The organism is Roseisolibacter sp. H3M3-2 (assembly GCF_029211165.1).
Taxonomy (GTDB): domain Bacteria; phylum Gemmatimonadota; class Gemmatimonadetes; order Gemmatimonadales; family Gemmatimonadaceae; genus Roseisolibacter.
Window position 1 is genome coordinate 1 of the sequence record NZ_JARGEK010000133.1, and the last position, 11,553, is coordinate 11,553.

At 75.1% G+C, this 11,553-nt stretch carries 8 protein-coding genes; 5 read left to right on the forward strand and 3 right to left on the reverse strand.

Features of this window, described 5'->3' with window-relative positions:
• Together PYV61_RS12475 and PYV61_RS12480 are read left to right on the forward strand one after the other, a co-directional pair.
• The coding region (locus PYV61_RS12475) for a HAMP domain-containing sensor histidine kinase (protein WP_275831950.1) at window positions 1–933 on the forward strand (933 nt) is incomplete at its 5' end.
• Window positions 930–1,607 carry a response regulator transcription factor gene (locus PYV61_RS12480; protein ID WP_275831952.1) on the forward strand — a complete coding sequence of 226 codons (678 nt, stop codon included), beginning with the start codon at window positions 930–932 and terminating at the stop codon, window positions 1,605–1,607. The genes PYV61_RS12475 and PYV61_RS12480, both read left to right, overlap by 4 nt.
• A gap of 66 nt (window positions 1,608–1,673) precedes the next feature.
• On the opposite strand, the gene PYV61_RS12485 is transcribed toward PYV61_RS12480, so the two are convergent.
• A complete protein-coding gene (locus PYV61_RS12485; RefSeq protein ID WP_275831954.1) occupies window positions 1,674–2,489 on the reverse strand; it encodes a DUF4097 family beta strand repeat-containing protein in 816 nt (271 codons plus the stop codon).
• A 200-nt stretch (window positions 2,490–2,689) separates the two neighbouring features.
• On the opposite strand from PYV61_RS12485, the gene PYV61_RS12490 reads away from it, so the two are divergent.
• Both PYV61_RS12490 and PYV61_RS12495 read left to right on the forward strand, forming a co-directional pair.
• Window positions 2,690–3,676 carry a hydrogen peroxide-inducible genes activator gene (locus PYV61_RS12490; RefSeq protein ID WP_275831956.1) on the forward strand — a complete coding sequence of 329 codons (987 nt, stop codon included), beginning with the start codon at window positions 2,690–2,692 and terminating at the stop codon, window positions 3,674–3,676.
• A gap of 141 nt (window positions 3,677–3,817) precedes the next feature.
• The gene (locus PYV61_RS12495) at window positions 3,818–5,929 is read left to right on the forward strand and encodes a family 10 glycosylhydrolase (RefSeq protein WP_275831958.1); all 2,112 of its coding nucleotides are present in this window, start codon (window positions 3,818–3,820) and stop codon (window positions 5,927–5,929) included.
• A 70-nt stretch (window positions 5,930–5,999) separates the two neighbouring features.
• Here PYV61_RS12495 and PYV61_RS12500 read toward each other — a convergent pair whose 3' ends face one another.
• Window positions 6,000–6,770 (reverse strand): rhomboid family intramembrane serine protease, encoded by a 771-nt coding sequence (locus tag PYV61_RS12500; RefSeq protein ID WP_275831960.1) that lies wholly within the window; start codon window positions 6,768–6,770, stop codon window positions 6,000–6,002.
• Window positions 6,771–6,879: 109 nt separating this feature from the next.
• Here PYV61_RS12500 and PYV61_RS12505 point away from each other — a divergent pair, with 109 nt between their 5' ends.
• On the forward strand, window positions 6,880–10,017 hold the full coding sequence (locus tag PYV61_RS12505; protein ID WP_275831962.1) for an efflux RND transporter permease subunit: 3,138 nt from the start codon (window positions 6,880–6,882) through the stop codon (window positions 10,015–10,017).
• A 159-nt stretch (window positions 10,018–10,176) separates the two neighbouring features.
• Here the strand turns inward: PYV61_RS12505 and PYV61_RS12510 are convergent, their stop codons facing one another.
• Window positions 10,177–11,307 carry a LuxR family transcriptional regulator gene (locus PYV61_RS12510; protein ID WP_275831965.1) on the reverse strand — a complete coding sequence of 377 codons (1,131 nt, stop codon included), beginning with the start codon at window positions 11,305–11,307 and terminating at the stop codon, window positions 10,177–10,179.
• Window positions 11,308–11,553 lie beyond the last annotated feature (246 nt).

An 11,553-nucleotide genomic window follows, 5' to 3' on the forward strand; every position in this document is an offset into this window, starting at 1 on the left:
GGCGCGGTGGTGGCCGAGCGGCGCGAGACCGGGCTGGCGCTGCGCGCGCTCGAGCGGCCGGGCGCCGCGCGGCGCCTCCCGGTGGCGGAGCGCAGCCCGACGCGCGTGCTGGTGGTCGGCGCGCTGGCCATGCTCACCGGCGCGCTCGGGCTGCTCGCGCTGCGCCAGCTGCGGCGCGAGCAGGAGCTGGTGCGGCTGCGCGCCGACTTCACGTCGAGCGTGTCGCACGAGCTGCGCACGCCGCTGGCGCAGATCCTCCTCTACGGCGAGACGCTGGCGCTCGGCCGCACCCGCGACGCCGCGCACCAGCGCGCCGCCGCCGACACGATCGTGCGCGAGGCGCGGCGGCTGATGCACATGGTGGAGAACGTCCTCCACGCCGCGCGCGCCGAGCGGCGCGCCAACCCGGTGCGCGTGGCGCCGGTCGCGCTGGCCCCGCTGGCGCTCGACGTGGCGGCAGGCTTCGCGCCGCTGGCCGAGGCGGCCGGGATGCGCGTCGCCGCCGACGTGCCCCCCGCGCTCGGCGTGCGCGCCGACGCCGGGGCGCTGCGGCAGGTGCTGCTCAACCTGCTCGACAACGCGCTGCGCTACGGCGCGCGCGGCCAGACGATCCGGATGGGCGCCGCCGCGGAGGGGGGCGGCACGGTGCGCTTCTGGGTCGACGACGAGGGGCCGGGGATCCCCCCCGCCGAGCGGCGGCGCGTCTGGCTCCCGTTCGTGCGGCTGGAGCGCGACCGCGAGGCGGGCCACCGCACGGGGAGCGGGCTGGGGCTCGCGGTGGTCGCGGACCTCGTGCGCGCGATGGACGGCGAGACGTGGATCGCCGAGGCGCCGGGGGGCGGGGCGCGCCTCTACGTGCGGCTCCCGGCCGCCGCGGCGCCGGACGACGGCGGGACCCCCGCGGGCGCGCCGGCGGAGGCGGCGCTCGCGTGACGGCCGCCGTGCTGGTGATCGAGGACCACGCGGCGATCGCCGAGGGGCTGCGTCACAACCTCGAGTTCGAGGGCTACGCCGTGCGCGTGGCGGGGAGCGCCGCCGACGGGCTGACGGCGCTGCGCGAGCGCCCGGCCGACCTGGTGATTCTCGACCTGATGCTCCCCGACGGCGACGGCTTCCACGTGCTGCGCACGCTGCGCGCGGCGGGCGACGCGACGCCGGTGCTCGTCCTCACCGCCCTCGGCGACGAGTCGGACAAGGTGCGCGGGCTGCGTCTCGGCGCCGACGACTACGTGACCAAGCCGTTCGGCCTGCTGGAGCTGCTGGCGCGCGTGGACGCGCTGCTGCGCCGGGCCGCCCGCCCCGCGGCCGCGCGCGAGCGCTTCGGCGCGGTCGAGGTGTGCGCGGCGACGCACGAGGTCACGCGCGCCGGCGCGCCGGTGGCGCTGCGCCCCAAGGAGTACGAGCTGCTGCTCGCCCTGCTGCGCCGCGACGGCGCGGTGGCGACGCGCGACGAGCTGCTGCGCGAGGTGTGGCGCTACGACGCCAGCGTCACCAGCCGCACGGTGGACACGCACGTGCTGGAGCTGCGGCGGAAGCTGGAGGACGACCCGGCGAACCCGCGGCACGTGCTGACGGTGCGGAAGACGGGGTACCGGCTGCAGCGTTAGGCGGGGCCCGTGCCGGGCGCTGCGGGCTGCGGATTTCGAACCCGCAGCCCGCAGCCCGCCGCCGCCCTACCGGTCGTCGCCCGCCCCGCGCCGCTCCACGGTCACGCTGCCGTTCGTCGTCGTGACGCGCACCGGCGGGCCGCCGGCGCCGAGCCGCGTGCGCAGCGTCCGCCCGATCCGGCCGCTGACGGTCATCGGGAAGTCGATGTCGAAGCGCCCGTTCACCGTGCCGACCTCCAGCTCGGCGTCGTAGCGCGACGGGACGGCGACGCGCACGGCGCCGTTCTGCGTGCGCACGTCGAGCCCCGTTCCGCGCCACGCGCCGCCGGCCAGCGCGACGCGCACGCCGCCGTTGCGCGTCTCGCCCTGCACGTCGCCCGAGAGGTCGGTGAGCGCCACGCCGCCGTTGCGCGCCGCGAAGCGCACCCGCCCGTCGACGTCGCGCACGCGGATGCCGCCGTTCTCCGTCTGGAGCTCGAGGTCGGTGCGGCGCGGCACGTAGACGTCGTAGCTGACCGACCACGAGCCGCGGTCGCCGTCGGTGCGCGGCCCGTCGGCGCGGACCGTCCCGTCGGTGCCCACGCGGACGTCCTCGAGCATCGCGCGGGCGTCGCCCTCGCGGTCGGCCTGCGCCTGCAGCCGGGCGACGACGCGGATCTCGTCGCGGTCCCACCCCGTCACCTGCACGCCCCCGTTGCGCCCCCCGTCGACCGCCAGCCGCGACCGGCGGGGGAGCGTCACCTCGCGCACGGCGCACGCCCGCGCGTCGTCTCCCCACCGCCCGCGCCGGCAGTCGTCGAGCCACTCGGCGGCCGAGCGGGAGGGGTCCTGGGCCGCGGCGGGGGCGGCGATCAGCAGGGCGAGGAAGGGGGCGCGACGCATGGCGGGTCCGGTGAGGGTCCGACCTTCGACAGGGCGCGCGACCTCAGGGTTTGCTGCGACCTGCGACCTGCGACCTGCGACCTGCGACTGGGTGCTGTCGCGGGTCGCAGGTCGCAGGTCGCAGGTCGCAGGTCGAAGGTCGCAGGGTCACCCCGCCCGCTTCCGTTGTTCGAGCCATCGAGCGCCTCTATCGTGCGGGGATGGACGCCCTCCTGTCGCCGCTCGCCTCGCTCACGCTGACGCAGCTCGCCTACGTCGTCGCCATCGACGCGCACCGCCACTTCGGCCGCGCCGCCGCCGCCTGTCACGTCACGCAGCCGACGCTCTCGATGCAGCTCGGCAAGCTCGAGCGCGCGCTCGGCGCCACCCTCTTCGACCGCACGCGCGCGCCGGTCGTCCCCACGCCGCTCGGCGAGCGCGTGGCGGCCCAGGCGCGCGTCGTCCTGCGCGAGGCCGCGCGCCTCGCCGAGCTCGCCGCGTCGGACGGCGGCGAGGTGGCCGGCGAGCTCCGGCTCGGCGTCATCCCGACGCTCGCCCCGTACCTGCTGCCGCGGGTCCTCGACGTGCTCGCCGAGCGCCACCCGCGGCTGACGCTGGTGGTCGAGGAGCGGGTGACCGACGAGGTGCTCGACGCGCTGCGCCACGACGCGCTCGACGCGGCGCTGCTGGCCTCCCCGGCCGGCGCGGGCTCGGAGCTGGAGGAGCGCCCGCTCTTCCGCGAGCCGTTCGTCGGCTACGTCGGCGCCGGCCACCGCCTCGCGCCGCGCGACACGCTCGACGCCGAGGACCTGTCGCTCGACGACCTGTGGCTGCTCGCCGAGGGGCACTGCCTGCGCACGCAGGCGGTGCGGCTGTGCGGCGAGCGCGAGGCGCGCGGCGCCCGCGCGGGCTCGCTCGGCGCCGGCCGCGCGCGCTTCGAGAGCGGCAACCTCGAGACGCTCAAGCGCCTCGTCGAGCGCGGGCAGGGGATGACGCTGCTCCCCGCGCTCGCCGCCGCCGAGCTCACGACGGCCGCGCAGCAGCGCCTCGTGCGCCCGTTCGCCGACCCGGCCCCGTCGCGCACCGTGCGCCTCGTGCGCCGGCGCGCGCTGCGCCGCCCGCAGCTCGCCGACGCGCTGGGGGCGGCGGTGCTCGACGTACTGCCGTCGTCGTGCGAGGCGGTCGGCGGCGCGCGCGGCAGACGCTGAGCACTGCAGGGAGAACGGATGAGACGGATCGAACGGATGAGACGGATCCGCTCTTTCCGTTGCATCCGTTCTCCCTGCAGTTGCCGAGTCGCGGTTCCGTCGGGAGATTGGCGCGCCACTCTTCCCGGAGCACACATCTTGGTGACGCCCTCTCATCGATCGGCCCCCGCGTTCCTCCTGCTGCTCTCGGCCGCCGCGTGCGGCGGCGGCGCGGAGTCCGTCGCGACGCAGCCCGGCGCGCCGCGCCTCGACCTCACCGTGGGCGCCTCGGCGTCCGACGTGACGCTGATGGTGCGCACGCCCTCCGCCGCGCCGGGCGAGCGCGGGGGGACGACGCGGCAGCTCGACGCGGCGGTGAAGACCAAGTCGGGGCGCACGCTCCCCGCGCCCGCCGAGAGCCGGACGGTCGTCTGGACGTCGCTCGACCCCGCGATCGTCACCGTGGACACGACGGGGCTGCTGGCCGCGCAGGGCGTCGGCGAGACGCGCGTCGTCGTCGCGCACCGCGAGGGGGTGTGGAGCGACACCGTGCGCGTAACCGTCGTCCCCGTCCCGGTGCGCACGGTGGCGGTGACCGGCCCCGCGACGCTCGCCGTCGACGACAGCGCGACGTTCGCCGCCGCCGCGCTCGACTCGGCCGGCGCGCCGCTGCTCGGGCGCGCGGTCGCGTGGTCCACGCCGACGCCGACGCTGGTCGCGCCCACGACGACGCCGGGCGAGTTCGCCGCCCTCGCCGTCGGGAACGCGACCGTCGACGCCGCGGTGGACGGCGTGCACGGGACGGCGACCGTCGCCGTCGTGCCGCAGCCGGTGGCCACGGTGACGGTCGTGCCGGCGACGGCGAGCCTGCCGCAGTTCCGCCGCACGACGTTCGCCGCCGAGGCGCGCGACAAGCGCGGCAAGCTGCTCGGGGGACGCGCGATCGCGTGGACGTCGTCGGCGCCCGCGGTGCTCGAGGTGTCGGCGGCGGGGCAGGCGGTGGCGCGCGACGTCGGCGGCGCCACGGTGACGGCGACCGCCGAGGGGAAGAGCGGGAGCGCCGCGGCGACGGTGACCAACCCGGTCGAGGCGCGCGCGCTCTGGGTGACGCGCTTCGAGTACACCGGCGCCTCGGCGGTCGACTTCGCGAAGATCGCGCAGATCTTCCAGAAGGCGGCGAGCGCGAACTTCAACGTCGTCTACTTCCAGGTGCGCACGTCGGGCGACGCGCTCTACTACTCCGACCTCGAGCCCTGCTCGCCGCGCATGTGCGGCCGGCTCGGCGGGCCGCGCCCGGCGCAGGACCCGCTCGCCGTGGCGCTCGCCGAGGGGGCGAAGCACGGGATCGAGGTGCACGCGTGGCTGAACGCGTACACCGGCTTCATCTCGGGGGGCGCGACCGCGTGCAACCAGTTCGTCGAGAGCACGCCGCCCAACTGGCTCAAGGCGCACCCCGAGTGGAGCGTCAGCACGAAGAACTTCGCCACCGGCGTGCTGACGCGGCAGGTCGACAACTGCGCGACGACGTCCGAGTACATGTGGGTGTCGCCGGGCGTCCCCGAGGTGCGCGCGCAGCTGGCCGCGGTCTCGGCCGACATCGCGCGGCGCTACGGCCCGCTGGGGCTGAAGGGGATCCACCTCGACCGCATCCGCTACCCGTCGAACCAGGTCTCGTACGACGCGCCGAGCCAGGAGGCGTTCCGGCTGGCGACGGGGAGCTACCCGGCGTCCAACGCGCAGGCGAGCTGGCTCGACTTCCGGCGCGGCTTCGTGAACCAGGGGGTGAAGGAGGTCCACGACGCGGTGCGCGCGGTGGACCCGTCGCTGGTCATCTCGGCGGCCGTCTTCCCGGGGTACAAGGCGCGCGCGGGGTGGTCGGCGCAGTGGAGCTTCACCGACCTGTTCCAGGACCCGCAGGCGTGGGCGCAGGGCGGCTACCTCGACGTCGAGGTGCCGATGAACTACCCCGCCACGGCGGCGTCCACCTCATGGACGGTGAAGGCCTACTGCAGCAACACCGACTGGACGTGCGTGATGGACGACCACGTCGCCCGCATCGAGGGGCAGGCCGGCCGCCACGTCTACGTCGGCGTCGGCGCCATCAAGGGGTGGGACGAGGTGCAGCGCCAGCTCGACCTCGCCCACGACCGCGCCATCACCGGGGTGTCGGTCTACAGCTTCAGCCAGGTGGACGCGATCCCCAACGGCTGGGCGCAGCTCGCCGCCGGCCCGTTCAAGCACAAGGCGACGATCCCACCCATGTCCTGGAAGTGACTCGGTAAGAACCAGGAATCGGATGAGACGGATCAGATCTGATCCGTTCGATCCGATTCCTGGCAGTTGACTAGCTCACCGGCGGCGTCCGGTCGTCGGGCGGGACGAAGTTGGAGAGGAACAGCCGCTCCTGCGCCGTCAGCGACCCGACCCCGTTCGCCGAGATCTTGTCGAGGATGCGGTCGACCTCCTCGCGGTTCACCTCGTGGATCCGCGAGCGGTCGATGCGCTGGTAGCCGCGCACGGTGCGCGTGACCTCGGGGGAGGCGGTCGCGACGCGGCGCTGGAAGCTGGTGCGCGAGCGCTCCAGCCACTTCAGGTAGAGGTACGCGCCCACGTAGCCGCCGAGGTGGGCGAAGTGCGCGACCCCGCCGCCGCGCCCGCCGAAGCCGGACCAGAGGGTGATCACCGTCGTGACGATCACCAGGATGCGCGCCGGCACCGGGATGATCCCCCAGATGTGGATCGGCTCGTCCGGCCAGTAGAAGGCGAAGGCCAGCATCACGCCGTAGACGGCCCCCGAGGCGCCGATGACCCCGGCGCGCCCCTGGAAGGCCAGCGACAGCAGGGCGCCGGCGATCCCGCTCAGGAAGTAGAGCGTGAGGAAGCGCCGCTCGCCGAGCCGCGCCTCGACCCGCGAGCCGAAGAAGTAGAGGCCGAGCATGTTGAACAGCAGGTGCGTGATGCTCCCGTGCAGGAACATGTACGTCACCAGCGTCCACGGCCGGGTGAGGACGAGGGGCGGGTAGAACGTCAGCCAGTAGTTCACCTCCGCGACCGTCTGCTGCAGGAAGAACGCGCCGACGGTGACGAGGAGGAGGGTGCGGACGACGGGGGTCACGGGCGATCGGGAGTGGGTTCGGGGGGAGTATACCCCGGCGGCGGCGTCCCGGACGGCAACGCCGGGCCCGCCCGGGACGTTGGCACGGGAGACGCGCTACCCCCACGCCATGTTCATCTCCGACTTCGCCATCCGGCGCCCGATCGTCACGATCGTGACCATGCTGGCGCTGGTCGTCTTCGGGCTCGTCGCCCTGTTCCGCCTGCAGACCGACGAGTTCCCCGACATCGACGCCCCCATCGTCTTCGTCGGCGTCGCCTACCCCGGGGCCTCCCCCGAGCAGGTGGAGCGCGAGGTCGTCGACCGGATCGAGGACCGCGTGGCCGCCATCAGCGGCCTCGACAAGCTGAACTCGACGTCGACCGACGGCTTCGCCCAGATCATCGTCCAGTTCGACTTCGACAAGCCGGTCGACCAGGCGACGCAGGACGTGCGCGACGCGATCAGCGCCGTGCGCGCCCAGCTGCCGACCGAGATCATCGAGCCGATCGTCCAGCGCTTCGACCCGTCGGCGCTGCCGATCGTGTCGCTGGCGCTCACCTCGCCGTCGCTGACCCCGGCGCAGCTGACCCAGATCGCCGACCAGCAGATCGGCGGCGACCTGCGCTCGATCCCCGGCGTCGCGCAGGTGAACGTGGCCGGCGCCGACTCGGCGACGCTCAACGTCGTGCTCGACCCGACGCGGCTGACCGCCGCCGGCGTCGGGGTCGACCAGGTGGTGAGCGCGCTGCGGGCGCAGAACCTCGCCGCGCCGGTCGGGCAGATCACCGGCCCGATCACCGAGCGCTCGATCCGGCTGGAGGGGCGGCTGGAGCGCCCCGAGGACTTCGCCCGCCTCACGGTCGCGCAGCGCAACGGCGTGGCGATCGCGCTCGGGCAGGTGGCGACGGTCGGGGCGGGGAGCGCCGAGCGGCGCAGCGCGGCGCTCTACAACGGGCGCGAGGCGATCGGGCTCGACATCGTGAAGGCCAAGGGGTACAGCACGACGCAGGTCAGCGACGCGGTCAAGGCGCGCCTCGAGCGGCTGCGCGCCGCGCTCCCCGCGGGGACCTCGGTCGAGGTCGTCCGCGACGCCGGCGAGCGGGTCACGCAGTCGGTGGAGAACGTGCAGGCCGCGCTGGTCGAGGGGGCGCTGCTGACGGTGCTCGTCGTCTTCCTCTTCCTCAACTCGTGGCGCTCGACCGTCATCACCGGGCTCGCGCTCCCGGTGTCGGTGCTGGCGAGCTTCGTCCCGCTGTGGGTGTTCGGCTTCACGCTCAACACGATGTCGCTGCTCGGGCTGTCGCTGGCCATCGGCATCCTGATCGACGACGCCATCGTGGTGCGCGAGAACATCGTGCGGCACGTCGAGATGGGGAAGGACCACTACGACGCCGCCCGCGAGGGGACCGACGAGATCGGGCTGGCGGTGGCGGCGACGACCTTCTCGATCGTCGCGGTGTTCGTGCCGGTGGGGTTCATGAGCGGCTTCGCCGGGCAGTGGTTCCAGCCGTTCGCGCTCACCATCGCGGCGTCGGTGCTGGTGTCGCTGTTCGTCTCCTTCTCGCTCGACCCGATGCTCTCGGCCTACTGGCCGGACCCGCACGTGCCCGAGGAGAAGAAGGCGTTCGTCACGCGGGCGCTCGACCGCTTCAACCGCTGGTTCGACCGGCTGTCGCACCGCTACCGCCGCGGGGTGGCGTGGGCGCTCGACCACCGGCTGGCGATGGTCGCGCTGGCGGTCGGGTCGTTCGTCGGCGCGATCGCGCTGCAGGGCGCCGCGGGGGAGTTCGGCTTCACCCCCGACAGCGACCGGAGCGAGCTGACGGTGCAGGTCGAGGCGCCGCCCGGCTCGAGCCTCGAGTACACGCGGCTGCAGGCGGAGCTGGTCGCGCGGCAGATGCGCACGCACCCCGAGGTCGCCTACACCTACACGACGGTCGGCAGCGCGTCGGGGTCGGGGGCGGTGGACGTCGCCTCGGTGTACGTGCGCCTGAAGCCGCGCGCCGAGCGCGACGTGAGCCAGCAGGACCTGGGGACGCGGCTGCGGCGCGAGCTGCGCGGCTTCGGCGGCGTCACGGCCTACCTGCTGGAGGCGGGCGGCCCGGGGGGCGGGCAGAAGCCCTACCAGCTGCAGCTGCGCGGCCCCGACGCGACGGTGCTCTCGAGCCTCGCCGACTCGGTGGCGGCGATCGTGCGCGCGACGCCGGGCGCGGTGGACGTCGGCCTCTCGACCAAGGGGCTCAAGCCCGAGCTGCGCGTCGACATCAACCGCGCGCTGGCCGGCACGCTCGGCGTGAGCGTCGGGCAGATCGCGCAGGCGCTGCGCCCCGCGTTCGCCGGCGTCGACGCGGGGAACTGGGTCGACCCGAGCGGCGAGACGCGCTACGTGCGCGTGCGCCTCCCGGCCGACGCGCGCGAGAACCCGGAGGACATCGCGCGCATCCCGGTCGTGCTCCCCGGCGCGACGGGGGCGACGGTGCTCCCGCTGGGGCAGGTGGCCACGATCCGCCCGGGCACCGGGCCGGCGCAGATCGACCACGCCGACCGCGCGCGCGTGGTCACCGTCGGCGCGAACCTCGAGAACGCGGCGCTCGGCGACGTGATCCAGGGCGTGCAGCGCCGCCTCGCCGACCTGCGCCTCCCCGAGGGCTACCAGATCGTCGCCGGCGGCCAGGTCGAGAGCCAGCAGGAGGTGTTCGGCAACATCTTCATCGCCCTCGGCGTGGCGGTGCTGCTGATGTACCTGATCCTCGTCGTGCAGTTCGGCTCCTTCCTCGACCCGGTGGCGATCCTGCTGTCGCTCCCGCTGTCGCTGATCGGCGTGGTGCTGACGCTGATCCTGACCGGCGACTCGCTCAACATCATGTCGCTGATCGGCGTGATCCTGCTCATGGGGATCGTGGCGAAGAACGCGATCCTGCTGATCGACTTCGCCAAGTGGACGCACGAGCGGGGCGACCTCCCGCTGCGCGAGGCGCTGATCGAGGCGGGGGCGATCCGGCTGCGCCCGATCCTGATGACGACGCTGGCGCTGATCGCCGGCATGATCCCGGTCGCGCTCGGCTCGGGCGAGGGGGGCGACTTCCGCGCGCCGCTCGGCCGCGCCGTCATCGGCGGGACCATCACGTCGACGCTGCTGACGCTGTTCGTGATCCCGACGGTCTACGAGATCTTCGCCGGCTGGCGGAGCGCGCTGGGACGGCGGCTGTCGCGCCGGCGGACGGCGGAGGTCGGGCACGCGCCCGTGCCGCAGGCGGGGGACTGAGGGGAGCAGGGAGCGTCGAGCGTCGAGCGCCGAGCGCCGAGGGGACGATCGCGCTCGGCGCTCGGCGCCCGGCGCTCTCGGGCCGTCCCGCGACGACGCGTCCCGTGCCTCGAGGAGGCGTCCCCCGCGAGGAGCCCCCTCGACGCTCGACGCTCGCCGCTATCCCTCCCCCCGCAGCAACGCCCCCACCCGCGCCCGGTTGCTCGCCCCCAGCTTCGGCAGCAGCCGCTCCACGTGGTTGCGCGCGGTGAAGAAGCTGACGCCGAGCCTGGCCGCGATCTCCTGGTTCGAGAGCCCGTCGGCGAGCAGGCGCGCGACCTCGACCTCGCGCGCGGTGAGCGCGAACCGCGCGCGCAGCTCCGCGTCGTCGAGCGGGCGCGTGCCCACCGACTCCAGCGTCACCAGCACGCCGGGCTCGCGGCCGAGCATCCAGGCGGGGGCGACGGCGCCGCGCAGGCGGACGACGCGCACGCCGAGGCGCAGCTCGAGGTCGGCGGCGGCCGGGGCGGACGACGCGCGGCGCGCCTGCGCGCCCACCGCCCACGCCACGCGCTGCGCCTCGGCGCGCAGCCGCTCGGCGTCGGGGCCCCCGTCGAGCAGCCGCGCCGCCCCGGGGTTGGCGTGCAGCAGCGTCCCCGACGCCTCGTAGAGCAGCACCGCCTGCGGGAGCGCGTCGACCATGCGCGCCAGCTCGCGGCGCCGCTCCCCCAGCTCGCGCCAGAGCCCGAGCCCCGCGCGGAACGCCGGCAGGACCGCGCGCAGCAGCACGTCGCGCCGCTCGCGCCACCCGTCGTCGCGCGGCGCGACGTGCGAGAAGTGCAGCCGCGCCGCCAGCCGCCCGCCGAACTCCACGCCGACCACCGTCAGGTCGTGGATGCGGTTCGGCGCGAGGAACTCGCGGTGGAACGCGCTCGCCTCCAGCTCCCCGCGCGCGCACAGGTCGGCGTCGTGCGCGAACTCGCGGCCGAGCGCGGCGAAGCGCGTCTCGACCAGCTCCCACGCCGGGTCCATGGCGACGCGGCGCCCGTAGTCGGCCAGCGCCTCCTCGGACAGGTGGGGCGAGTACCACGCGGCCGGCCCCTCGGCGAGCGGCGTGAAGACGCAGAGCGAGTCGGCCCCCGTCAGCTCCAGCAGGCGGCCGTGCACCGCGACCTGCCAGGTCTGCCAGTCGGGGTACTCGAGCGGGGCGAGCAGCGTGCGCAGCGCGCGCTCCAGGCGCTGCAGCGTCACGGTGTCGGCGATCGGGGCGCGGCGCGGCGCGGCGGTCGGGGCGACGGCGGTCGACGTCATTCGGATCTATCCTTCGGACGGAGCGTGGGTCGGGCGCGGCGCCGTCGTCGCGCCGCGACCCCACGATGACCCGGGGCGCGACCCGGGACATGGGACGAATGATCCGGTCGGGACCCCCGGACGCGCGACGCCCCCGGCCGCTCGGCCGGGGGCGTCGCGCGCGGATGCGCCGGCGCGCCGACGTGCGTCAGCGCGCGGCGGCGACGTCGCGGCGGAGCGCGGCGTACGCCGCGTGCGCGTCGCGCG

Excerpts from the sequence above, each read along its gene's own strand:
- PYV61_RS12485 (WP_275831954.1), bottom strand. The coding sequence starts at position 2,489 with ATGCGTCGCGCCCCCTTCCTCGCCCTGCTGATCGCCGCCCCCGCCGCG.
- PYV61_RS12490 (WP_275831956.1), top strand. The coding sequence starts at position 2,690 with ATGGACGCCCTCCTGTCGCCGCTCGCCTCGCTCACGCTGACGCAGCTC.
- PYV61_RS12505 (WP_275831962.1), top strand. The coding sequence starts at position 6,880 with ATGTTCATCTCCGACTTCGCCATCCGGCGCCCGATCGTCACGATCGTG.
- PYV61_RS12510 (WP_275831965.1), bottom strand. The coding sequence starts at position 11,307 with ATGACGTCGACCGCCGTCGCCCCGACCGCCGCGCCGCGCCGCGCCCCG.